This window comes from Burkholderia sp. L27(2015) (assembly GCF_009765705.1).
In the GTDB taxonomy this organism is placed as follows: Bacteria; Pseudomonadota; Gammaproteobacteria; order Burkholderiales; family Burkholderiaceae; genus LMUX01.
In genome coordinates this window covers 356,392-380,080 of sequence record NZ_LMUX01000016.1, presented here as the reverse complement: position 1 = coordinate 380,080, position 23,689 = coordinate 356,392, and the positions used below count along the sequence as shown (strand labels likewise).

At 58.6% G+C, this 23,689-nt stretch carries 21 protein-coding genes, 2 tRNA genes and 2 pseudogenes; 9 read left to right on the top strand and 16 right to left on the bottom strand.

Annotated elements, in window-relative coordinates; translation table 11 throughout:
- Positions 1–37: 37 nt before the first annotated feature.
- Positions 38–355, top strand: coding sequence for an antibiotic biosynthesis monooxygenase (locus GSQ77_RS09680; protein WP_158901446.1), 318 nt, complete (start codon positions 38–40; stop codon positions 353–355).
- A gap of 65 nt (positions 356–420) precedes the next feature.
- On the opposite strand, the gene GSQ77_RS09675 is transcribed toward GSQ77_RS09680, so the two are convergent.
- Together GSQ77_RS09675 and GSQ77_RS09670 are read right to left on the bottom strand one after the other, a co-directional pair.
- Positions 421–624, bottom strand: a complete 204-nt coding sequence (locus tag GSQ77_RS09675; protein WP_254067536.1) for a hypothetical protein — start codon at positions 622–624, stop codon at positions 421–423.
- A 73-nt stretch (positions 625–697) separates the two neighbouring features.
- On the bottom strand, positions 698–1,138 hold the full coding sequence (locus tag GSQ77_RS09670) for an Rrf2 family transcriptional regulator (RefSeq protein ID WP_158901444.1): 441 nt from the start codon (positions 1,136–1,138) through the stop codon (positions 698–700).
- A gap of 132 nt (positions 1,139–1,270) precedes the next feature.
- On the opposite strand from GSQ77_RS09670, the gene GSQ77_RS09665 reads away from it, so the two are divergent.
- Entirely contained in the window at positions 1,271–2,176 is a 906-nt protein-coding gene (locus GSQ77_RS09665; protein WP_158901442.1) for an NAD(P)/FAD-dependent oxidoreductase, read from the top strand.
- A gap of 366 nt (positions 2,177–2,542) precedes the next feature.
- Here GSQ77_RS09665 and GSQ77_RS29435 read toward each other — a convergent pair.
- A pseudogene (locus GSQ77_RS29435) lies at positions 2,543–2,656 on the bottom strand (SDR family oxidoreductase); the annotation flags it as partial.
- Between the two features lie 343 nt (positions 2,657–2,999).
- Entirely contained in the window at positions 3,000–3,941 is a 942-nt protein-coding gene (locus GSQ77_RS09655) for an AraC family transcriptional regulator (RefSeq protein ID WP_158901440.1), read from the bottom strand.
- Positions 3,942–4,124: 183 nt separating this feature from the next.
- Here GSQ77_RS09655 and GSQ77_RS09650 point away from each other — a divergent pair, with 183 nt between their 5' ends.
- On the top strand, positions 4,125–5,138 hold the full coding sequence (locus tag GSQ77_RS09650) for an aldehyde reductase (protein WP_158901438.1): 1,014 nt from the start codon (positions 4,125–4,127) through the stop codon (positions 5,136–5,138).
- Between the two features lie 66 nt (positions 5,139–5,204).
- Here GSQ77_RS09650 and GSQ77_RS09645 read toward each other — a convergent pair.
- Both GSQ77_RS09645 and GSQ77_RS09640 read right to left on the bottom strand, forming a co-directional pair.
- Positions 5,205–6,022 (bottom strand): annotated as a pseudogene (locus GSQ77_RS09645) (IS3 family transposase); the annotation flags it as partial.
- 303 nt (positions 6,023–6,325) lie between these two features.
- A tRNA-Arg gene (locus GSQ77_RS09640) sits at positions 6,326–6,402 on the bottom strand.
- Positions 6,403–6,586: 184 nt separating this feature from the next.
- Here GSQ77_RS09640 and GSQ77_RS09635 point away from each other — a divergent pair.
- Positions 6,587–7,393: an RMD1 family protein gene (locus GSQ77_RS09635; protein ID WP_158901435.1), complete on the top strand. Its 807-nt coding sequence runs from the start codon at positions 6,587–6,589 to the stop codon at positions 7,391–7,393.
- 51 nt (positions 7,394–7,444) lie between these two features.
- On the opposite strand, the gene GSQ77_RS09630 is transcribed toward GSQ77_RS09635, so the two are convergent.
- Positions 7,445–8,278, bottom strand: coding sequence for an undecaprenyl-diphosphate phosphatase (locus GSQ77_RS09630; RefSeq protein WP_158901434.1), 834 nt, complete (start codon positions 8,276–8,278; stop codon positions 7,445–7,447).
- A 198-nt stretch (positions 8,279–8,476) separates the two neighbouring features.
- Here GSQ77_RS09630 and GSQ77_RS09625 point away from each other — a divergent pair, with 198 nt between their 5' ends.
- Together GSQ77_RS09625 and GSQ77_RS09620 are read left to right on the top strand one after the other, a co-directional pair.
- A complete protein-coding gene (locus GSQ77_RS09625) occupies positions 8,477–9,388 on the top strand; it encodes an aldose epimerase (RefSeq protein ID WP_158901433.1) in 912 nt (303 codons plus the stop codon).
- A 125-nt stretch (positions 9,389–9,513) separates the two neighbouring features.
- Positions 9,514–10,227 carry a peptidoglycan DD-metalloendopeptidase family protein gene (locus GSQ77_RS09620; protein ID WP_158901432.1) on the top strand — a complete coding sequence of 238 codons (714 nt, stop codon included), beginning with the start codon at positions 9,514–9,516 and terminating at the stop codon, positions 10,225–10,227.
- A 192-nt stretch (positions 10,228–10,419) separates the two neighbouring features.
- Here GSQ77_RS09620 and GSQ77_RS09615 read toward each other — a convergent pair whose 3' ends face one another.
- Positions 10,420–11,598, bottom strand: a complete 1,179-nt coding sequence (locus GSQ77_RS09615) for a porin (RefSeq protein WP_158901431.1) — start codon at positions 11,596–11,598, stop codon at positions 10,420–10,422.
- Between the two features lie 900 nt (positions 11,599–12,498).
- A tRNA-Pro gene (locus GSQ77_RS09610) sits at positions 12,499–12,575 on the bottom strand.
- A gap of 136 nt (positions 12,576–12,711) precedes the next feature.
- On the opposite strand from GSQ77_RS09610, the gene GSQ77_RS09605 reads away from it, so the two are divergent.
- Positions 12,712–13,200: a histidine phosphatase family protein gene (locus tag GSQ77_RS09605; protein WP_158901430.1), complete on the top strand. Its 489-nt coding sequence runs from the start codon at positions 12,712–12,714 to the stop codon at positions 13,198–13,200.
- Between the two features lie 191 nt (positions 13,201–13,391).
- On the top strand, positions 13,392–14,225 hold the full coding sequence (locus GSQ77_RS09600; protein ID WP_158901429.1) for a GNAT family N-acetyltransferase: 834 nt from the start codon (positions 13,392–13,394) through the stop codon (positions 14,223–14,225).
- Here GSQ77_RS09600 and ppx read toward each other — a convergent pair.
- Entirely contained in the window at positions 14,210–15,718 is a 1,509-nt protein-coding gene (ppx, locus tag GSQ77_RS09595; protein ID WP_158901426.1) for an exopolyphosphatase, read from the bottom strand. The genes GSQ77_RS09600 and ppx overlap by 16 nt on opposite strands.
- A 123-nt stretch (positions 15,719–15,841) precedes the next feature.
- On the opposite strand from ppx, the gene ppk1 reads away from it, so the two are divergent.
- On the top strand, positions 15,842–17,944 hold the full coding sequence (gene ppk1, locus GSQ77_RS09590; RefSeq protein WP_158901424.1) for a polyphosphate kinase 1: 2,103 nt from the start codon (positions 15,842–15,844) through the stop codon (positions 17,942–17,944).
- A 76-nt stretch (positions 17,945–18,020) separates the two neighbouring features.
- On the opposite strand, the gene phoR is transcribed toward ppk1, so the two are convergent.
- The 6 genes from phoR to pstC form a co-directional block, all read right to left on the bottom strand.
- Positions 18,021–19,346 (bottom strand): phosphate regulon sensor histidine kinase PhoR, encoded by a 1,326-nt coding sequence (gene phoR, locus GSQ77_RS09585; protein WP_158901422.1) that lies wholly within the window; start codon positions 19,344–19,346, stop codon positions 18,021–18,023.
- 126 nt (positions 19,347–19,472) lie between these two features.
- The gene (gene phoB / locus GSQ77_RS09580; RefSeq protein ID WP_158901420.1) at positions 19,473–20,174 is read right to left on the bottom strand and encodes a phosphate regulon transcriptional regulator PhoB; all 702 of its coding nucleotides are present in this window, start codon (positions 20,172–20,174) and stop codon (positions 19,473–19,475) included.
- A gap of 34 nt (positions 20,175–20,208) precedes the next feature.
- Complete coding sequence (phoU, locus tag GSQ77_RS09575; protein WP_158901418.1) at positions 20,209–20,913, bottom strand: phosphate signaling complex protein PhoU; 705 nt, start codon at positions 20,911–20,913, stop codon at positions 20,209–20,211.
- A 29-nt stretch (positions 20,914–20,942) separates the two neighbouring features.
- Complete coding sequence (gene pstB / locus GSQ77_RS09570) at positions 20,943–21,704, bottom strand: phosphate ABC transporter ATP-binding protein PstB (protein WP_158902901.1); 762 nt, start codon at positions 21,702–21,704, stop codon at positions 20,943–20,945.
- Between the two features lie 73 nt (positions 21,705–21,777).
- The gene (gene pstA, locus GSQ77_RS09565; protein WP_254067590.1) at positions 21,778–22,641 is read right to left on the bottom strand and encodes a phosphate ABC transporter permease PstA; all 864 of its coding nucleotides are present in this window, start codon (positions 22,639–22,641) and stop codon (positions 21,778–21,780) included.
- A 41-nt stretch (positions 22,642–22,682) separates the two neighbouring features.
- Complete coding sequence (gene pstC / locus GSQ77_RS09560) at positions 22,683–23,666, bottom strand: phosphate ABC transporter permease PstC (protein WP_158901414.1); 984 nt, start codon at positions 23,664–23,666, stop codon at positions 22,683–22,685.
- Positions 23,667–23,689: the final 23 nt, after the last annotated feature.

Here is a 23,689-nt window from a genome sequence, read left to right as displayed (position 1 = left end):
ACGCACGATACAACGCCATCCCCGAGGACCTATCGACATGTACATCGCTATGAACCGCTTTAAGGTAGCCCCCGGATCGGAGGCCGAGTTTGAACAGCTCTGGACCAGCAGGGATACCCATCTCAAAGAAGTCCCCGGCTTTGTGGAGTTCCATCTGCTAAAGGGACCGCAGAAAGAGGATCATGTTCTGTATTCCAGCCACACGATATGGGTGAACCATGCCGCGTTCGAGGGCTGGACAAAATCAGAGGCGTTCCGGGCTGCTCATAGAAATGCGGGCGGTAGTGGCACTAAGCCGCTGTATCTCGGCCACCCCGAGTTCGAGGGGTTCGAGGTGATACAAACGGTCAAGTAGGCAGAGCGGCTCTGGTGCAAATAGGCGATATGGACGAGATATTTTGTTATATAGAGGATACCTGATCAGGCAGACAGGGGGGTCACCCAGGCTGCGGGCGCAGCGGTATCTTTGAGGCGGAGTCTAGCGAGGCTGAATTGGCCCTTGCGAATACGATGTATCAGTTCAATACCTGAGAGAGTGATCGCTGCGCTCCGGAAACGAATGATCACATCGAGGTCAAAATGATGGCCCGCAAACAGTTCCTCCAGACTCTTCAGCTTACTCATCGGCGGTTCTCAACTCATTCAGACCGACACCTTAACCGATTCGCCCCCGCGATATTTGCACCAGAGCCTACCCCTATGGCAACGGATGCATCGGTACCCCCGCCGCCTCGATGTCACGTGAAAGCTGACCCAAAGTAACACCGGCGAATCTGTCCAGCAACGCCTTCTCGGCCTCACGCACAGTTGCCGAAAGATGCGCATTGACGGCGTGCTCGACGAGACACTGCGAATCGTCTTCAGAAACGAGATCGGACAAAAGCGTCGGCTCCCCCGCGCTGCGATAGACATCGAGCAACGTAACGTCGTCTAGCGCTACGCTGAGCACCCATCCGCCGCCATGGCCCTTCTCCGATTGGACATATCCGCTGTCGCGCAAGCCGGCAAGCAGTCTGCGCACGACCACAGGGTTCGTCCGCAGCATCCCGGCAATCGCTTCAGAGGTCAAAGGACGGCCAGCGTGTTGCATATGCAGGAGCGCGTGCAGCACGCGGGACAGTCGACTGTCGGTTCTCATTTAAGCCACTCATCACGTAACATTTTAAGTTGCATGAATGATACCACCCGGCCTATCATGTAACTGCAAATGTTTCTTGATGCGGCGTCATATCGCTCGACTTGTGTCTACTACCCAATCGGAAAAGCGCAGATGAAAGAATCCTACGAGGTCATTGTCGTCGGCGGTAGCTTCGCCGGCCTGTCGGCCGCAATGCAGCTTGCGCGTGCGCGGCGTGAAGTCCTATTAATCGATGCCGAGCGGCCGCGGAACCGTTTTGCGTCGCATGCTCACGGTTTTTTCGGTCAGGACGGCGTGCCGCCTGCCCAGACCATCGCCACTGCCACCGCTCAATTACTCAAATATCCAACGGTAACCCTACTCAAGGCGGAAGCACATAGGGCGTCCCGCGAGGCAAGCGGCTTTCGCGTCGAACTCACTGATGGTTTCCACGTCAAGGCCGAACGGTTGATCCTTGCTACCGGCATCCGCGATAAGCTGCCCCCTTTACCGGGTCTGGAAGCACGGTGGGGTGTCAGCGTGCTGCACTGTCCCTACTGTCACGGCTATGAAGTGGGAGACCAACGGCTCGGCGTGCTAGCCACTCATCCGCTTTCGATTCACCAGGCGCTGTTGATCCCGGACTGGGGACCGACCACATGGTTCACACAGGGAATCGTCGAGCCTAACGCGGAAGAAGCTGCGCTCCTGAGCGCGCGCGGCGTACGCATAGAACGCGTGCCCGTAGCCGAAATCATGGGAGAAGCCCCCTCCATCGATGGTGTGCGTCTGGTCGATGGACGAGTCATTCGAATCGATGCGTTATTTATAAGCGCGCGCACCGAGATGGCTAGCGACCTTGCCGAGCAGCTCGGTTGCGCTGTCGACGAAGGTCCCCTCGGCCCCGTGATTCGCGTCAGCGATTTCAAGGAGACGAGCGTACCGGGCGTCTTCGCGGCTGGAGATGCGTCGACCGCGATGACTAGCGCGACGTTCGCGTCGGCGTCGGGTGTCGCGGCGGGTGTCGGTGCGCATCGATCGCTCATTTTCACCAAATGAGTCTCACCTTTCTGCTGCGCAAGCGCTCAGGTCTTCATGGCGTTACCGAAAATGCATTTGTAGCGTTGCATCGTAATGCTCGGCATAGTTGCGCAGGTTGTAGCCCGTGATCTTCTGCCAGGCGGCCCTGTTGCGCAATGATCTGAATATGGTGGTCTCGTTCAGTATCGCCAGCGACTAAACAAACGGCCTTCTTGTGCGGTCGAACGACCACCTGAGCGCTGGCCTGATGGTCCAAAACAGCTCGCGAAACCGGCTCGCCATCGTAAGCGCCGTCTCCGATAAAGGTATCAAAAGGGGTGACGATTTGGGTAAGCAGATCCGCCTCGGCCAATAAGCGACCACTCACGGTAGAACGTCATGATTTTATAGGCTGGGCGATAGGCCGCCGTCAATTCGCAGATTCATGCCGGTAATGTATCCAGAAAGTGGACTGGCGAGGAAGGCGACGGCATCCGAAATTTCGTCCAGCCGACCAACGCGGCCAACAGGAACCTACGCAAACATCGGCAGGACGGCACGTTCGATAACTTCCCATGGCGCGTCCTTGTCCGCCACGTTACGTTCTGGAGGGAGGAAACCGCAGAGTGGACCGACGCGGCGTGAGGCTTGAGCGGCTAGCCCCCTACAGCCCAAGGTGCTTATGCACGCGAAGAGCATTTGATCCCGCTCATGGTGGCGGTCGGAGCGGCAGAGGACAAGCCGCGGCCGGCCTAGGCCTAGGCCTAGGCTTAGGCTTTCCTCCAATGCTCAATTACTTACCGAGGATTGTTGTGATTCAGCCGTTTGAATGAGGGCGACATGCGCCAACTCGCAGGGGCCTTCACGTATCGGCCTGTGCGAGTCTTGATCGCTGACGATAAGCTCTAGGTCCTATCTCAGAAGATCGTTTGAACGCATGGCTGAAAGAACTCTCTGAACTGAATCCAAGAGAATCGGCAATGTCTGAAACGGCTCTGTCTGTATCGCGAAGAGCGAGCTCGGCCAATCGCATGCGCCAGTTGGAGAGATACGTCAGCGGAGGCACACCCGCAACCCTGCGGAATCTCGTCGCAAACGTAGTCCGAGACGTAGCGCACTCACGAGCCAGATCGTCCAGGCTCCAACTTCTCCCCGGATCGGAGTGCATGAGTCGAAGCGCCGGAGCCATTTGTTTGTCTGCTAGCAAGCTCAACCATCCTGTCTGCAAATTCCGGCCCGATTCGAGATGAGCACGTAGAATTTCGATGAACATGAACATCGCCAACTGGTTGGAAGCCATCGACGATCCTGGGAGCAGACGCGTACGCTCGAAATCAATACGCTCCACTATCCAGCGGACGGTAGCCGCATGCGACGAACTCGCGTCCACGTGGATCACTGCGGGTAGACAATCGGCAAGGATGCCTCCGTGGTGGAGATCCATCTTGACGAATCCTCCCGCCTGCACGCACTTCTGTCCTGCACCAAAATCGCCGATCCGGCCAATGCCATCGCCGTCAGTGGGGAAAATTTGGCCTGACGGGGTGACAGCAGCTTCGAGATCACTGGAGAGCACGAAACCCCGACGCGCAGCAAGCAAAAAGACATCACCTTCCAGAAGATGCAGCGGCTTTGACATGCCTTCTACGCGCAGATAACAGGTTCCCTTCAAGAGAACCGAAAAGGTGAGCTTATCCATTGCAGGAAAGCGGACGCCCCAACCACCTTCGGCGCTGAATCCACCTGAAATTACTGACTTCGCGTTCGCCAGTTCGAGGATGTCTGACAGTGGGTCAATTAGCATGATTTTCGAACTCTACATCAACTATTTTGCACTTTGAAGCATTCAAAATACAGACTAACCAAACTAAGCTCTTGGTAGAGGCGAAGCGAAATGACCACCGTTCTGGTGATGGGCAGTTCGGGATTCTCGGAAGCCACTGCATTCGTACTCTTCTAAATAATCCCTAGGTGGAGGTGAAGCGAAATGACCAAGGTTCTGGTGACGGGCGGCTCGGGATTTCTCGGAAGTCACTGCATTCTTACTCTTCTAAAATCCGGTTATGAGGTGCGTACGACCGTTCGCGACCTGAGCAAGGAAAAGGATGTCCGTGCCATGCTGCGCAACGGTGGCGCAGGAACGGATAGCAGAGTCTCTTTCTACGCTGCCGACCTGATGAAAGATGCGGGTTGGCCCAAGGCGGTTTCCGGCTGCGACTATGTGCTCCATGTCGCTTCGCCCTTTCCGAGTACGGTGCCCAAAGACGAGAACGAACTGATTGTGCCGGCAAGGGACGGGGCTCTGCGCATTTTGCGAGCCGCGCGAGACGCCGGTGTCACCCGCGTGGTGCTGACGTCCTCTTTCGCTGCCATCGGCTACGGACACGCTCCCACCGACGTCCCCTATGACGAGACCGACTGGACCGACCTCGATGCTCCCGGCGTCACCGCATACGCGAAGTCGAAAACGCTTGCGGAACGCGCCGCCTGGGACTTCGTGGACCAACACGACGGGCTCGAGCTGGCGGTTGTGAACCCTACCGGCATCCTCGGTCCCGCCCTCGGACCTGACTATGGAACCTCCCTGGCCGTGATTGCTAACCTCTTGCAGGGCAAATTGCCGCTCCTGCCGCGCGCCTGGGCTGGTGTCGTGGACGTCCGGGACATCGCCGATCTCCACGTTCGTGCCATGACCGACGAAAATGCCGCGGGACAGCGATTTCTCGGCACAGCTGGCCTGATGTCCCTACCCGACATGGCAGCCACCCTCAAGCAGGGGCTAGGCGTCGAAGCTCGGCGCGTCTCGACTCGGACGATCCCCGACTGGGTCGTCCGATTGGCGGCACGATTTGACGACAATGCTCGGCAAGCTGTTCCCATGATCGGCCGTCCCCACCGGGCCACCAGTGCAAAAGCGGAGAAACTGCTCGGCTGGATACCGCGACCCAAAGAAGAAGCAGTGCTCGCGACCGGCCGCAGCGTCCTGGCGAGGGCACGCTAGGCGGAACCCCGTGGCATGTTGCCGTACTCGTGCCGCTTTGGGGACGCGGCGGAAAACTTGGACTAGTTAGGCGAAGAATCCCAGGCTTTTCCGGTACTCGACCGGGCTGCGAGAGCCCAGCGAGATTTTGATCCGCTTCTCGTTGTACCACCGGATGTAGGCGTCCAGCGCCTCAATGAACTGCTCAATCGTGGTGGATTGCCAATTCCGCGGATAGAACAGCTCGCTTTTCAACCGTCCGAAAAAGCCTTCGCACGCTGCATTGTCAGGCGAATATCCCTTGCGTGACATCGAACGAACCAGCTTCGCGTTAGCAATACGAGATATCCAACCAGGCCAACGGTAGTGGGCACTACGGTCAGAGTGCACAATAGCTCGATCATCGCCGGACGCGACCGTCTCGATGGCAGCATCCAGCATCGAGTTGACAAGGTCAGCGTCCGGGCGCGTGCCGATCGACCAACTGACGACCATTCCATCGAAGTGATCGATCACAGTGACAGATATACCTTGCCGGCGGGAATCTGAAACTCCGTTATGTCCGTGAGCCACTTCTCGTTCGGCACTGCCGCTCGGAAGTCGCGGTTGACGATGTTCTCAGGTGCTGGACTGATCTCTCCCATATAGGAGCCGTATCGACGCCGCTTCGGCGCTGTGGCAACTAAACGCTCCTGCTTCATCAGGCGCTGCACGACCTTCTCTGAGATCCATACACGCTGTCTGCTCAACGATGCCCGAATACGGCGATAGCCGTAGCAACGGTGATTGCGCTCAAAGATGTCCGCAATGGTGCGACGCACTGCGAGGTATTTGTCCCCGGCATCGAGCCGGGCTCGATGGTAGAAGTAGGAGCTGCGTGCCAGGCCAACTTCTTCTAGAATTTCACAAGCACCGTACGTCTGTTCAGCAATCGTCTGTGCGCTTTCTTGTCGTGTGCATAGTGCGATCACCGCGGCTTGCTTAAGTCCAGGCGATGCACCCTCGGATCGGCCGACTATGAATACATGAACTACCTCCAGGTAGCCCAAGATTTTGTCCGCATCCCCCGTGGGTCAAGATTCAGCGCAAATCAACAACGTGCATTTAGAATTGATCGATGTTGACGTGAAAAACCTACACAGTGCCTACATAGATTAGAAAAACCGAAGGTCGCAGGCCTAGAAAAACCGCCACATCCTTGACCTTATTGGCCTGTCCGGAGGGAATCGAACCCCCGACCCACAGCTTAGAAGGCTGTTGCTCTATCCAACTGAGCTACGGACAGACAGCGGCCCGTTGCAGGCCGTGTGAGCCGTAGATTATACCCGAGCGGTACTGCGCTTCCACGATCTGCGGCGGGGTAATAGACCAGTAGAGCCGCAAAAACAGCCGAAAACCGCGTTTTGGCACAAAATTGGCACAATCAGATTGCCTGCGACTATTTCGGCTGAGACAGCACACAGACAAACATGAACCAACTTGCGCTTAACTCCCGGCAACATGTCAAAGCCCGTGCTCGCCTGATCGGGGATCGCCTTGATCTCAAAAACTTCAAAATTGCCGATGCGATAGGTACCACCCCATTGACGCTCAAGGCGGGTGCCGGCGACGGCGTCGCCGTGTTGTTTCGTTATGGCGTTATCGTCTTTTTTGGCGTCGATGAAGAGGACGAAGCCCGTTTTGTCGAGTCTCTACAAACGCTGATAACCAACGTTGATCCGAATCCCGAAATCGAAGAGCTGGAAATCCACTGCGGTCAATCCGGCTTGGGGGTGCACAGCGGTGCCGTGTCGCTCGATCAAATTACCTTGGAAAAGGTGCAGGTCATTGCCGATGCGCTCGGGAAAAATCTCGTGCTGTCGCTGTATGAGAAAGAAGTCGCGAGCAAATTTGATGGGATCGCGCCTTTGGCCCTGGAACTGGCAACCTCCGGCAAGGTACATGCGGACTCCAGAAGCCTTCTGTCGAAGATCGGTAATTTGATACTGATCGAGCATCGCATGGTAGGTCGCGCAGAGATCGGCGACAAGCCAGAGATTTTATGGGAGTTCCCGTTTCTCGGTGGTCTGTACGCCGCTCTTGAAGACGAATTTGAACTGCATGAACGTCAGGCCGCGTTGGAGCGCAAGCTAAACCTGATATCGGACACCGTAAAAACCTTGGCCGATATATTGGAGAATAAACAGATTCACAAATTGGAATGGTACGTCATAGGATTGATCTTCTTCGAGACCCTACTCCTGCTCCTTGATCTGGTGCGACAACACGTATTCTGAATAATCTATGCGACGGGGAGCGTATCCCCGTGATGGATGGATCAACCCCGATCAACCCGATACACCGGGGTGCCACGCAAACCAGGCGAGGAAAAAGCCGCCAGCCAAGATGCAATAGATACCGAAGTTTGCCAGCCTGCCGCGCCCCTCGAAGTAACGCATCAGGAAACGGATGCTCAGGTAAGCCGCAATGCCGGTCAGTACCCCGCCGACCAGCGCATCCATCAATTGCCCGTGGCTATGCAGCATTTTGGGCAGTTCCAGCAGGCCCGCCGCGAAAATAATAGGCGTGCCCAACAGAAACGAAAACTCCGCGGCCTTCTCTGCGTTCAAGCCTACCCCATAACCGGCTACCATCGTCAGGCCGCTGCGCGAGAATCCTGGAATCAACGCGCCAATCTGGGCGATGCCGACCAGCGCGGCTTGACCTAGGCTCAGGCGCTGCGAGCTGCCATACAAGCGCTTGCGCTGCAGGCGCTCGCCGAACCACAGCACCACACCGTTGATCATCAATGCCCCGGCCACGATGCGCAGATCGTGAAACAGCAGTTCGAGCCGTTTTTCGAGCAGTAGTCCGATCAGGCCTGCGGGGATCGTGCCGATCACCAGCGCCCATGCCATATGACCGTCTTCGCTTTGGCGCCCACGCAGGGAATTCAAGCCGCCGAACAGCAACGCCACCCAGCGCTCGCGAAAATAGATCAGCAGTGCAATCGCGGTGCCCAGATGTAGCGCTACCAGGAACGGCAGGAGTTGCGGCGTATGCTCATCGATGTGCATACCGAATACAGCCGGCACCAGCAAGGTATGGCCCAGGCTGCTGACCGGAAAAAGCTCGGTCACGCCTTGCAGCACGCTCAGAAAAAACAGAAAAAAGACACTCACTCGGCTATCCTCGCAGACAAAGGCAATAAAACTCGGTAACGTTAAAACCGATCGATTATGCCCGCTGCGGGACACGACGCCAAGTGCCGCGCGGTGATCATGGGCGACAAAACCTAGACCAGCGGTACCCGGGCTGTACCCGAGTTGCACTTACAGGCAGCACACACACGCTACCGATTTCGACCATGGACTAACACTATGTCGATTGTTTCTTTCGATCATCAGGCCGCGTTGCAATTAGAGGACGGCGCCGCAAGCCTCACCTTGGTACCCCAGTTTGGCGGCCGGTTGATGCGCTGGGATGTCGCGGGCCTACCGGTGCTGCAATGGCCGGCTGCCGCCGACTGGAGCAAGCCGGGACGTATTCGTGGCGGTAACCCCCTGCTGTTCCCGTTTGTCGGGCGCCATTTTGTAGATGGCAAGCCGGGCTCGTGGCGCGCAACCGACGGCAACACCTATGCGATGGATACGCACGGCTTCGCGCGCAATCTGCCCTTCACTTCCGAACTCGAAGAAGATGGACGCGCAGTGCGGCTCGTCCTATCCGACACGCCGCAGACCCACGCCGAGTACCCGTTTTCATTTCAGTTCGAGACGCTGTACCGCCTCGACGGCACCGCGTTGGAAGTGGAGTTTGTGACACGCAATACCGGTACGACGCCGCTGCCTTATTACCCGGGCCATCACTTCTACTTCGCGTTGCCGGTCGAGCAACGTGCGACGACCACGCTGACATTGCCACTGCATCGCACGCAAGTGCAATTGCCGGATGGCAGCCTGTCGGCCACGCAAGCCGGTGCGCCCGCTTACCGGCTCGACGACCCGGCGCTGATCGACCGCTTCCATGTCCTGGAGGCGCCGGGCTTGGCGCGTTTGACTACTCCCGCGCTGGGTGCTCATCCGGCGCGCACCATCACACTGGCGCTCGACAGGCCCGGCTCGGCGCCCTGGTATGCCGTGACGACCTGGACCGAGCAGCCCGACTCGCCGTTCTACTGCGTCGAGCCTTGGCTTGGTCTGCCCAATGCCATTCATCATGGCCAGGGCTTGCGTTGGCTGGCAGCCGGCCAAACGGAGTACGCGGCGTTGCGATTGACGGTCGAAAATTGACGCTCGAAAGTGACGGTCAAAGTGATGGTCAGCGCCTGACTCACAACACCAGGAATCATAGCGCGCGATTTCCCGCTAGAATCGCGACTTTGGCACGCCAGTCGTGCTGTCCGTAGTGAGGCCCAATGCGTTTTAACATTCTGCAGCGCGCATCCAGTTTGGCATGCGTGCTGATACTTACCGCCTGCGCGTCAGCGCCGGTGCCCATGGGTTACTACCGCGTTCAACGCGGCGATACACTCTCGCAGATCGCTCAACGCAACGGCACGACGGTGCGTGATCTGGTGCGCTGGAATCAGATCAGCAATCCGAACCTGCTGGAGGTCGATCAAGTGCTGCGCGTGATGCCGCCCAGCGGGCAGGCCGCTCCCGCCACGCGAACCGCGAACGCGAATGCCGCTGCCCCTAACGCCCCCGTAGCGCCGCCGGCCAGTGCGTCCCGGCCGGCGGCGATTACGCGCGCCCCTGCCAGCACGTTGGCGCTCGTGTGGCCCACTAGTGGCCAAGTACTGCACCGCTTCGGCCAAGACGGTAACAAAGGCATCGATATTCCCGGCCAAGCGGGTCAACCTGTATTTGCTGCGGCGGCGGGCAAGGTGGTCTATGCCGGCAACAGCTTACGCGGTTACGGCAATCTGTTGATCATCAAACACAACGCCGACTATCTGACCGCGTACGCGCACAATCGCGCGCTGCTGGTCAAGGAAGGGCAAAGCGTGACGCAAGGCGAACAGATCGCCGAGATGGGTTCGACGGACACCGATCGGGTCATGCTGCATTTTGAAGTGCGATACGAAGGCAAGACCATCAACCCGATGAGTAGCCTGCCACCGCGTTGAGGTTCAAGCCGCCGCGCAGGCCGCTGAATAGCGATTTGAGCGCGACCTGAGACCTACTTGGGAGCAGTGAGCAAGGAAAAAACGGCGCCTAAGAAGGTGCCGTTTTTTTACGGCTCAGAATAAGCCGATGCACAAAGAAAAACCCCGGCTGGGGGTAAGCCCAGCCGGGGTCTGAATTCTAAGCTATACAGCTTAGAACTTGTGACGCATACCAATGATCGCGATAGCCTGCGAGCTGGTACCCGAGTTGATGCCGTACGAACCGATCGATGCCGGAGCCGCCACGACGGTTTGGACACCATTGACGCTAGCAACCGTTTGGCCGTTGGCCTTCTGCCATGCGCCAACCAAATACACGTCGGTACGCTTGGACAGATTGTAATCGCTACCCAGGCTGACTTCGTGGTACGTCGCGCCCGACACGCCCGACGAGCGGGTCAAGTTGTAGCCGATACCGACCAATGCTGCCGGCGTCAGGTTGTAGTTCAAGAACACAGCGCCGCTGTTGAATTCTTCCGTCTTCGAGTTGCCTGCGACGAAGGCCGAAACTGGCTTGTAACGCGTGTTGCTATACGAAGCGCCTGCGGTGAACGGGCCAAATGCGTATTGACCACCGACGCGACCGATTGCCAGCGAATTCGAATTAGCGAAACCACCGTTAATAACCGAACCGAAGTCGTTATCCGTCGTGCTGGTGAAGGCCGTCTGGCTCGACGTCTTGGCAACGAAGTAAGCAGCAGCCAAGCCCAAGCCACCGTTGGTGTACGACACGCCAGCGCCATACGATTGGCCTGCGCTAACCGAACCGGCTACGCCACCCAGACCATAGATACCTTCGAATTGCAGGCCGTTGAACGTCGGGCTTACATACTTGATGGTGTTGCTGACGCGGAAATTGTTGTCGTAGTTGTCGACGTCGCCCGGCGTACCGAAGATGCTACCGAAGTAGTTGTCTTCCGTCAGCGGCTGGACCATGTCGACGGTCGGGTCATACTGGCGACCAAACGTGACCGTACCCCAGGTGGTGCTCGACAGACCGACATAAGCTTGACGGTTGAACTCAACGCCAGCGCTCGAGAATCCGCCGGTGGTCGGGCTAAAGCCGTTTTCCAATTGGAAAATCGTCGACAGGCCGCCGCCCAGATCTTCCGTGCCTTTCAGGCCCCAACGGCTACCGGACAGCGTACCGTTGTTGAAGCCAACTTGAGTAGAGTGGTTGGCGGTGGTGAAGTTAGACACACCAGTATCGTTATGGGTGTAGCCGATACCCACGTCGATAATACCGTAGAGGGTAACGCTACTCTGTGCGTGGGCTGCCGAAGCGGCTGCCAGCATCGCAATGGCCAACGAAGAAAGTGCTACGCGTTTCATCTGATGTTCCTCAAAGTAAAAATATGTTTGTCACACCCGTGAAGCGAAGATACTCCAGCCGCCCGCGATCTCAAAATTCAAACATGATTTTTTGGGACAGTTGTTGTTTTTCGTTAAATTCGGCTTGCGAACCAAATTCAGGAATAACGCATCGGACTAATGTCCAAGCTGGATAAGGAACTGCGCAATATCCGCGTAGCTTCCGTAGCATCGCCGTCGGGTCGCCAGCCAATTTTTATGGCCCTAATTTGAACCTGTGGCGACGCTCTCCTCTCCTCCTAACCTGTTTCCAAAAATCCGAAACTTGCGGTCTGGCGAGAGATTAACGCGAAAAAATTGAGGGCAGCAATTGACGCGATACTCAGGTGTCTGACGGTTGACTGGCCATTTTTTTTGGCGTAGTTGCGCTGCAGCATTTACACGATGCCCGCGCAGACGCCTGTTGTGTATGGGATTGCACTCCGGCCAGAGTGTAAAAATCGTGCTCCTTACCGTAAAGGCGGCATCTTCGGGTAATCCCGGAAGCCAAAAACGATAGGATGACAACATTATGGCCTGTTACAAATTTACAACACAGGAAAGTCCACTATCGCGTCGCGCGCATTTTCTTTGTAGGGAAAGCTGCGTTAACGGGAACTTTTGCTCAGTTATGCAAACAACCGCCGTCCCATATCGAATGACAGGGACGGGGCTTTGCTTGCGCGAGCATCTGGGGGAGGCGTTTTTTGCGATCGTTCTCGGCGCTGGGTCCGAGTAACATGGAGCGAGAAGATCGGAACGTTGACTAGCCTGAGTGGGTGCTTCGTCAGCAGGCCCAATGGCGCAGACCCAACAGACCAACAAACCGATAAGCCAATAAAAAAAGGTTAGCGGCTCTTAACCGGCTAACCCTTATGTTCCTGGTCGGGGCGACATGATTCGAACATGCGACCCTCTGGTCCCAAACCAGATGCGCTACCAGGCTGCGCTACGCCCCGACGAGCCCGAGAATGTAACATCGAGGGCGTCGATAGTCAAATTAACTGTGCAGCGCACCAATCAGGCTAGCGGCGCTGACATAGGGCTGACACGGCGAGCCCGTATAGTCCGAAAGTTTATTTAATAGAAGGCCGTATGAATCTGATTCTTTGGCGGCATGCTGATGCAGAGGACCTGCCCGAGCGTGCATACGAACAAACCGGCGCCGATCTGACCCGTGCACTGACGCAGCGCGGCCGCAAGCAGGCTGCCCACATGGCGCAGTGGCTGACACAGCGCGTCGATAAATCCACCGTGGTACTGGCAAGCCCCGCGGTGCGAACCGTGCAAACCGCACAGGCGCTGTCCGAGCACTATCGAATTGTGCGCGAACTGTCTCCCGGCGCGGATGTTGCAACGGTACTGGCTGCCGTCGGCTGGCCCGACAACAGCGTGGATGGCGCCGACACCGTGATCGTCGTCGGCCATCAGCCCACGCTCGGGCGGGTGGCCAGCCTGTTGCTCTCAGGCAGCGAGGCTAACTGGACCGTGCGCAAAGGCGGCATCTGGTGGCTGTCTAGCCGACGCCGCGAGGACGAATCTCAAGTCGTGCTGCGCGCGGTGGTCAATCCCGATCTGGCTTAGGTCGCGTCCTTGAGCACTTCCCTGAGCACGTCAATGAGCCCCATCTCCAAGCCGCAGGCTGAAGTCGCCCCTCCTCCCATCGTGTCCGGACTGTGATTGTCATTCAATCGTAACGATATCGTCATGCCGACGTAATCGCAGATTTCTACAGTGTCTGAAAATAATTTGTAATTTCAGACAGGACATCTGCCATGCGTGAATTGCCGAATCCGACCCTGCCTTTAGCGTCGATTTCGTTTAAGTCCCAGAAGCGCCTTCCGCGTCACGAAGAAAGCGTTCAGAACTTCAATCTCAGTGTGGCATGGGCGCGCAGCGACGAAGAGCTGCGTGAGGCCCAGCGCTTGCGTTACCGCGTCTTCGCCGAAGAAATGGGCGCTCATCTGAACGGGCCGTCCGGCCTCGATGTGGACGCGTTCGACGCCTATTGCGATCACCTGCTGGTACGCGACGCCAACACGCTCAAAGTCGTGGGCACGTATCGCGTGCTGCCGCCCCATCAGGCGGCTCGCATCGGCAAACTCTACGCCGAGAGCGAATTCGATATCAGCCGCCTCGCGCATCTACGCGACAAAATGGTCGAGGTGGGCCGCTCCTGCGTGCACCCCGACTACCGCAGCGGCTCGGTGATCATGTCGTTGTGGGGCGGGTTGGCCGGCTACATGATGCAGCATGGCTATGAAACGATGCTGGGCTGCGCAAGCGTTCCAATGGGCGATGGCGGTCATTACGCGGCCAACCTCTATTGCACGCTGCGTGAGCAGGCGATGGTCGCCCCCGAGTATCATGCCTTCCCGCATACGCCCTTGCCGGTGGACGAACTTGCCACGGGCGCTCACGCGGCCCCACCGCCGCTGGTCAAAGGCTACTTGCGCCTGGGCGCCAAGATTTGCGGCGCACCGGCCTGGGATCCTGACTTCAATGTGGCGGACTTCCTGACGCTGTTCCGCCTCTCTGACATCAACGATCGTTATGCCCGTCATTTTCTGGGCGACGCGGTCGTACGCCCCCATCAATCCTCGGTGTAGACCACCCGATACGCGTTGCCCAGCTTGGCCCATTCGGCCGCCTCCTGGATCAGGCTGTAGTCGGTGAGCGGGTTCTCGTCGACCCAGGCCTTGGGCAAGCGCACGCCGTAGCCGTCGGTATCGGTCAGCGTGATCGTCGGCAAATCCAACACGGCACGGCGACGGCACAGCAATACCGCCAGCCGCAGACAGAACAACAAGCGCCATTCGACATCGCGGGCCTGGGCCAGCTTACCCAGCTTGCCGGCGTGCCCCAGCACCAGCATGGCCAGGCGCGCCTGGTCGGTGCGTGAAAAGCCGGGCATATCGGCATTGCTGGCGATGTAGGCGGAATGCTTATGGTAGGCGCTGTGCGAAATGGTCAGGCCGATCTCATGCAAAGAGGCGGCCCAGCCCAGAAAGGTATTAGCTTCGTCACGCGCCTGGCTCGGTTCGGGTTCGAGTTGGGCGTAAAAGCCAACCGCCAACTGGCCGATCCGGTCTGCCTGAGCACGGTCCACGCTGTAACGCCGCATGAACCCCTCGACCGTGACCGCGCGCATATCTTCATGATGCGAACGGCCGAGCAAGTCGTACAGCACCCCAAGACGCAAGGCGCCATCGGTGGTGTCCGCGTAATCGATGCCAAGCTCATTGAATACCGCCAGCATGATGGACAAGCCACCGGGCAGCACCGGAATGCGGTCGCCCTTGAGCGCCACCAGCTTCAGCCGATTGGCGTTCTCCGCCTTGATCAGCGCACGCTTCAGGCGCTCCAAGCCGCCACGCGTAATGCCGTGCGTGACGCCCGAGTCGTTGAGGTTGTTCGCCTCGAGCAACTCGGCCAGTGCGCGCGCGGTGCCCGAGGAGCCAATCGCCTGATCCCAGCCGGCCAAGCGAAATTGGCTGGAGATGATCTGGATTTCCCGGCTTGCCGCCAGTTCGGCCTGGCGCATCGTGTATTCGTCGACGTTGCCGCTCGGGAAGAATTGTCGGCTGTGGCTGACACAGCCGATGTAAAGGCTTTCCATGATCAAGGGATCGTAGCCCAAGCCGATGATGAATTCGGTCGAGCCACCGCCGATATCGACCACCAAGCGCTGCCCGGCGTTGGCCGGCACAGAATGCGCCGCCCCGGCGTAGATCAGGCGCGCTTCCTCGCGCCCGGCTATCACTTCGATCGGAAACCCCAGCGCGTTTTCCGCCTCACCGAGAAAATCGGCCGCATTCTTGGCCACGCGCAGCGTGTTGGTTGCCACGGCGCGCACATGATCGGGGTGAAAATCGCGCAGCCGTTCACCGAAGCGCTTCAGGGCCGACCAGCCGCGTGCCTGCGAAGCCCGATCGAGATACTTGTCCCTCGACAGCCCCGCTCCAAGGCGTACCGGCTCGCGCAGCGCATCGACGGGATAGATCTGGCTACCGCTGGCCGTGTCTTCGACACGACCCACGATCAAGCGGAAGCTGTTGGAGCCCAAGTCGACGGCCGCGAGAAGTTTTGGATGATTGACCATACGCCTGAGAGAGAGATGTCACGTTAGGCGAAGCGGAACATAAAGCTGCTCCAAACGCTATCTTCATTGAGGGAAAATTTTGTGACACTATAAGTGTCGTGCACGCGTAATGATACTGTGAGAATGTCCGTGCACCCTACCGAAAATCCATCTTATCCTGCCCTATCGATGCAATATCCTCTGTTGAACCGCGAGCTCGGCATTCTGAGCTTCAATGAACGTGTGCTCGCACAAGCCGGCGACCCCGCGGTTCCATTACTTGAGCGGCTGCGTTTTATCTGCATCACCAGCAGCAACCTCGACGAATTCTTTGAAGTCCGTATGGCCGGAATCCAGGAGCAGATGCGCGATAACCCAGGCGCGCTCTCGCCCGACGGCATGTCGCTGCAGCAGGTGTATGCGCTGGTGGTCGACCGGGCCCACAAGAATGTCCAGAAGCAGTATTCGGTACTGCAGGACATCGTGTTTCCGGCGCTCGAGGAGGAAGGCATCTTTTTCCACATGGCCGACTCGTGGAACCCCGCGCAGACCGAATGGGCGCGTGACTATTTCCTGAACGAAGTCCTGCCGGTGCTCACGCCGATCGGCCTCGATCCGGCGCACCCGTTCCCACGCGTGCTGAACAAGAGCCTGAACTTCGTGGTCGAACTTGAGGGCAGCGACGCATTCGGGCGCAAGGCCATCATGGGCATCGTGCAGGCGCCGCGGGCGTTGCCGCGCCTGGTGCGCATGCCCGAGGCCATGTCCGGTTATCCGCACGGCTTCGTGCTGCTGTCGTCGTTCATGCAGCACTTTGTCGGCGAATTGTTTCCGGGGCTGACCGTACGCGGTTGCACGCAATTCCGGATCACGCGCAACAGCGAGTTATTCGTCGACGAGGACGAAATTACCAACCTGCGGGTCGCGCTTCAAGGCGAGTTGCCGGCCCGCCATCTCGGCAACGCGGTGCGGCTGGAAGTGTCGGCCACCACGCCACCGCACCTGGTGCGCCGTTTGCTCGACGAAAGCGGGCTGAGCGAGCGCGATTGCTATCGGGTCGACGGCCCGGTGAATCTGGTGCGCTTGATGTCGCTGCCGGAAATGGTCGACCGGCCCGACCTGAAATTCATTCCCCATGCGCCGGCCATGCCGCAGAAGCTGGAAAACAATCCGTCCATGTTCGAGACGATCGACCAGGGCGATATCCTGCTGCATCACCCTTACGAGAGCTTTCAACCGGTACTGGAGTTGTTGCTGCAAGCGGCCAAGGATCCCAACGTGGTCGCCATCAAGCAGACCATCTATCGCACCGGCACCGATTCGCCGCTGATGGACGCGCTGATGCAAGCGGCACGCAACGGCAAGGAAGTCACGGTGGTGGTCGAGTTGCTCGCGCGCTTCGACGAAGAAACGAATATCAATTGGGCATCGCAGCTCGAAGCGGTCGGCGCGCACGTCGTCTATGGCGTGGTCGGCCACAAATGCCACGCGAAGATGATGCTGATCGTGCGCCGTACGGAGCGCGACGGCCGCGCGCAATTGCGCCGCTATGTGCATCTGGGCACCGGCAATTATCATCCGCGCACCGCTCGCCTCTATACCGATTTCGGCCTGATGACGTCCGAACCGCAGATGTGTGAGGACGTCCATCGCGTATTCCAGCAACTGACCGGCATCGGCGGACAGTTGCAACTCAGCAGGCTCTGGCAGTCGCCGTTCACGCTGCACGTGAAACTGGGCGAGGCGATCGAGGCGGAAGTGGCGAATGCACGTGCCGGCAAGCGAGCCCGCATCGTCGCCAAGATGAACGCGCTGCTCGAGCCGACCGTGATTGCGCAGCTATACGAAGCGTCGCAGGCTGGCGTCCAGATCGACTTGATCGTGCGGGGCGTGTGCGCGCTGCAACCGGGCGTGCCCGGTTTGTCGGAGAACATCACGGTACGCTCAGTCGTGGGACGGTTTCTCGAACATCACCGTATCTATTATTTTTACGCCGATGGCAGTGAGAACGTCTACCTGTCCAGCGCCGACTGGATGGACCGCAATCTGTTCCGCCGCATCGAGGTGGCGTTCCCGGTGCTGGACCGTCGCCTCAAGCGTCGCGTGATCGCGGAGGGCTTGTCGGCGCTGCTCGGGGACAATCAGGCCGCGTGGTTGATGCAAAGGGACGGTCACTATCAACGCCGGCGTTCGGGCAAGAGCTCGCGCAATGCACAGTTAGGGCTGCTGGCGAAATTCTGTAGTTAGATAGGGAGTGGGCTTCGCCACCCCGCGCAGGTGCCACGCCGGTGCTCCGTGCGGGTGCCCTGCGCCGGTGCCCCAATCAAACCTCGCTGACCGCCGCGGTCTCCAGGTGCACCGTGCGGTGCGGCGGGAATCGTACCGTGAATTCGCTACCCCGCCCTTCTTCGCTGGTCACGTTCAGATGCGCCTCGTGGCGCTGCAGCACATGTTTGACGATCGCCAGGCCTAGCCCGGTGCCGCCGGTGTCGCGTGAACGGCTGCCGTCTACCCGATAGAAACGCTCGGTCAGGCGCGGAATGTGTTCCGAAGGGATACCGATTCCGGTGTCGCGTACGCTGAACTCCGCGCATCCGTGCTCGTCCTTCCAGCTCACGCTGATCTGGCCGCCCGCCGGGGTATAACGCACCGCATTGCTGATCAAGTTGCCAAGGGCCGACATGATCTCGGATTCCGCGCCCAACAGCGTGATTGTCTCGTCGACCTCGAAGCTGAGGCGATGCGCGCCGTCCGACAGCACCTTCAGGTCTTCGCGCAGATGGCTCAAGACCGCGGGCATGTTGATCGTCGCATCTTGCGGCGGCCGGGCATCGCCTTCGAGCTTGGCCAGCACCAGCAAATCGCTGACGATGTACTGCATCCGCCCGGCCTGTTGCTGCATGATATCGAGATAGCGAGCCCGCTCCGCTTCGTCCAGCGGCAACTCGCGCATCGTTTCCAGAAAGCCCGAGAGCACCGTTAGCGGCGTCTTCAATTCGTGTGAAACATTGGCGACAAAATCGCGCCGCATGGCATCGGTGCGTTCCAGCTCGGTAATGTCCTGTGTGAGCAGCAGCTTGCGGTGATCGCCATAAGGCACCACCTGCAACCCCAGCACGTACTGCCGCTTCGCGCCCATGCCCTGCATGCGCAGCGCGTCGTCAAAGCGCCGGTTCCCCAGATAGCGTACGAATTGCGGCTGCCGGACCAGATGCGTGATTTGCTGACGCACATCGCGGCGCGCGTCGAGTCCGAAGTGCAATTCGGCCAGCGCGTTGCACCATTCGATCTGGTTGGTGTCGTCGAGCATCACCACGCCGTAGGGCGAAGCCTGCATGGCCTGGATAAAGCGCGAGTGCTGCTGCTCGACTTGACGCACCTGTGCATGCCAGCGTTTGGCCAACTTGTGCAGGCGGTAGTAGATTTCGCCCCAGATGCCGGGTGCGTCCGGCACTTCGCCGTATACCGGTGCTTCGAGCAGGCGCCACAGGCGCTGCGCATGGAAGGTATTGAACAGCGTGTTGATAGACAGCACCAGTACCGCAAAGCCCAGGCCCAGCTTGACGCTACCGGTGATCACCGTGGTCAGCGCCGCCAGTAGTGTGAGCAGGAGCAAGGACGCTATCGAGCGCGCCCAAATTATATTCATGGCAATGAGCCCGGAACAGGCGAAAAGTACGGCAATTTTATTTCGGCGTCGAATCGTCGACGTCGAATTGTCAGTGACGAGTTTCGGTAGCTGCCCCGCGTTCCGGCCGCCCCTCTCGCCGGCCCATCAGCTCGCTTTTGCCAACCGGTAGCCGCTACCCCGCACCGTTTCGATCATAGCATCGCGGCCGGCCGGTTTAAGCGAAGCACGCAGACGCTTGATATGCACGTCCACCGTACGCTCTTCGACGAACACGTGATCGCCCCAGACCTGATCGAGCAACTGGGTGCGGCTGTGCACCCGCTCGGGGTGTGTCATGAAGAAATGCAGCAGGCGGAATTCGGTCGGACCGAGTTCCAGTTTGATCTCTTCGCCCGAGTGCTGAGCCGCCACCCGATGCGTGGCCGGATCGAGCCGCAAGCCGTTGATGGCCACCACGTCTTCGGTCAGTTGCGGCGCACGACGGCGCAGCACGGCCTTGATGCGCGCCATCAGCTCTTTGGGCGAGAACGGCTTGGTGACGTAGTCGTCGGCGCCGATTTCCAGCCCCAGCACTTTATCCTGTTCATCGCCACGCGCAGTCAGCATGATGATGGGGATGTGCTTGGTCCGCTCGTTGGTGCGCAAATCGCGCGCAAAGTTGATGCCCGACTTACCTGGCAGCATCCAATCGAGCAACACGAGGTCCGGCAGGACATCGCTGATCAAGCTTTGCGCTTGTTCGGCGTTGTACGCGCGGATTGCACAGTGCCCCGCGTGCTGGAGATTGACCGAAATCAATTCGGATATCGCTGGCTCGTCTTCGACGACGAGAATACTGCTGGGCATTGGCACCTCGATATCTTCTCTTTAAAAAGTGGATTTAACCAAGCGCTTCGCGTTCTAGCTGGTCGCGTGGAACGTGACGCACATCGATACCCTTGACGATATAAATGATCAGCTCTGCGAGATTTTTCGCGTGGTCGCCGATCCGTTCGATGGCTTTGGCGATAAACAGATAATCGAGCCCGACCGAAATCGTGCGCGGATCTTCCATCATGTAGGTGACCAATTTGCGCACGAACGCGCGAAATTCCTCATCGATCGCCTTGTCGTCCCGCATGATCTGGGCTGCGGCCACCGTGTCGAGCCGAGCCAGCGCATCGAGCGCGTGGCGCAGCAGATTGACGGCCATCTCGCCCGACATCTTGATCTCGGTGATATTGACCGTGCGGGCATTGCCATCTTCGAGGATGCGCTTGGTCCGCTTGGCGATTTTCTCGGCTTCGTCGCCGGCACGTTCGAGATTGGCGACGGCTTTCGAAAACGCCATCAGCAAGCGCAGATCGCGCGCGGCGGGCTGGCGGCGCGCGATGATGTTGCTGCACTCTTCGTCGATCTGGACTTCCATCAGGTTCAGACGATGCTCGGCCTCGATCACGCGGTCAGCAATTTCCACGTCGAAGCGGTTCAGCGCCTGCATCGCAGTAATAATCTGCGACTCTACCAACCCTCCCATTTCGAGCACCTTGGAACTAATGGCGTTCAGGTCTGCGTCGAACTGGCTGGACAAATGTTTATCGGACATGGATGCGCTCCTATCTAGTGGTCAGGCGCTTAACCAAAGCGTCCAGTAATGTAATCTTCGGTTTCTTTGCGAACCGGTTTAATAAAGATCTTTTCGGTTTCGCCGAACTCGATCAGTTCGCCCAGATACATATACGCAGTGTAGTCCGAGCAGCGCGCTGCTTGCTGCATGTTGTGTGTGACGATCACCACCGTGTATTCATCTTTCAACTCGGCGATCAGCTCCTCGATCCGCCCGGTCGAAATCGGGTCCAGCGCCGAGCACGGTTCGTCAAGCAACAGCACTTCGGGGCGAATCGCGATACCGCGGGCGATACACAAGCGCTGCTGCTGGCCACCCGAGAGGCCGTAGCCGCTTTGCTGCAACTTGTCCTTCGCCTCGGTCCAGAGCGCGGCCTTGGTCAACGCCCATTCCACCCGGTCGTCCATTTCCGAGCGCGACAGGTTTTCGAACATGCGCACGCCGAATGCGATGTTGTCGTAGATCGACATCGGGAACGGTGTCGGCTTCTGGAACACCATGCCCACGCGCGCGCGCAGCAGCGAGATATCCTGAGTGGTGTCGAGCAGGTTCTCGCCGTCCATCATGATTTCGCCTTCGGCGCGCTGCTCCGGGTAGAGCGCGTACATCTTGTTGAAGGTGCGCAACAAGGTGGACTTGCCGCAACCGGACGGGCCGATGAATGCGGTGACCTTGCTTTCCGGAATCCGCAAATTGATATTCTTCAAGGCGTGGTACTTGCCGTAGAAGAAGTTGAGGTTATTCACCTCGATTTTTGGTTTCTGATCCATCAGGGACTCGGCATGCAAGTTACGGGGCTGCGCCACGAAGGCATTTTGCGCGAAACTCATCTTGTGGCGCCTCTCATTTCTTGGAAAAAATTACGCGCGCCAGGATGTTCAGTCCCAGTACGCCCACCGTGATCAGGAACACCCCAGCCCAGGCCAATTGCTGCCAATGCGGATAGGGACTCAAGGCAAACTTGTAGATGGTGACCGGCAAATTGGCGATAGGCTCGCTCAAATTGAGACTGAAAAACTGGTTCGACAGAGCCGTGAACAACAACGGCGCAGTTTCGCCGGCAATCCGGGCGATGGCCAGCAGTACGCCCGTCATGATGCCGCCGATCGATGCCTTTAACGTGATGGCCGCAACCACTTTCCATTTTGGCGTGCCGAGTGCGAACGCGGCTTCCCGCAATGCATTGGGCACCAGTTTCAGCATGTTTTCGGTGGTGCGTATCACGATCGGAATTTCCAGCAAGGCCAGGGCCACCACGCCCGCCCAGCCGCTGAATTTACCCGCCTGCGCCACCACCACCGTATAGACGAACAAGCCGATTACGATCGACGGCGCCGACAGCAAAATGTCGTTGATAAAGCGCGTGATGCTGGCGAGCCAACGCCCGTGGCCGTATTCGGCAAGATAGACTCCGGCCATGACGCCCAGCGGCGCGCCGAACACGGTAGCCAAGCCGACCATCATGAAGCTACCGGCAATCGCGTTGGCCAAGCCGCCATCGTCGGCGCCCGGCGCCGGCGTGGACTGGGTGAACAGATCCATCGACATGCCGCCGATGCCCAGCGTGATCGTGGTCCACAAGATCCAGATCAGCCACAACAGGCCGAAGGCCATCGCCGCGAGCGAGAGCGTCAGCGCAATCGCGTTTTTGCGGCGCCGGCTGCGCTGCATGCGTCGCTTGACCGCGTCACGGTCGTCGTGCGGCATGGCGGAACGCAATTCCATAGTCTGGTTACTCACGGGGTTGGTCATTTTCCACCCTCATTTTTTTCCAGACGCAGCAACATCAGCTTGGACAGCGCCAGTACGATGAAGGTGATCACGAACAGTATCAAGCCCAGCTCCATCAACGCCGACGTATGCAAGCCCGGGCTCGCTTCGCCGAATTCGTTGGCGAGCGCCGAGGTAATGCTGTTGCCCGGGGAGAATAGCGAGACGTCGTTAAGCAAGTTGGTGTTGCCGATCACGAAGGTCACCGCCATCGTCTCGCCCAGCGCACGGCCCAGGCCCAGCATCACGCCGCCCATCACGCCCGACTTGGTATAGGGCAACACCACTTTCCACATCACTTCCCAGGTGGTGCAGCCGATCCCGTAGGCCGACTCCTTGAGCAGCACCGGCGTGACTTCAAACACATCGCGCATGACCGCCGCGACGTAAGGGATGATCATGATCGCGAGGATAATGCCCGCGATCAGCAAGCCGATGCCGATCGGTGGCCCGGAGAAAAGCGCACCGATAATCGGGATCGGCCCGAGCACATGGCCCAACGGCTTTTCGACGTAGCTCGCAAAAATCGGCGAAAACACCAGCAGCCCCCACATGCCGTAGACGATGGACGGCACTGCGGCGAGCAATTCTATGGCCGTGCCCAGCGGACGACGCAACCAGGCAGGCGCGAGTTCGGTAAGAAACAAGGCGATCCCGAAACTGACCGGGACAGCGATGAGCAAGGCGATGACCGAGGTGACGATAGTGCCGTAGATGGGCACCAATGCGCCAAACTTGTCGGAAGGAGGATCCCACTCGCTATGCCACAAAAACCCCAAGCCGAATTGTTTCAGCGTGGGGAAGGAGGCATAGACCAGCGACAGGATAATGCCGCCCAGCAATAACAGCGTGACCAGTGCAGCAAGACGCGCGAGGGTCCCGAAGACCACGTCCGCGCCACGATTGGGCCTGCGCCGCGACACTGCGCCGGCCTGATTCACTGGGAGATTGAGGTCAGACATATCAGCCTGTTGCAAGTGATGCA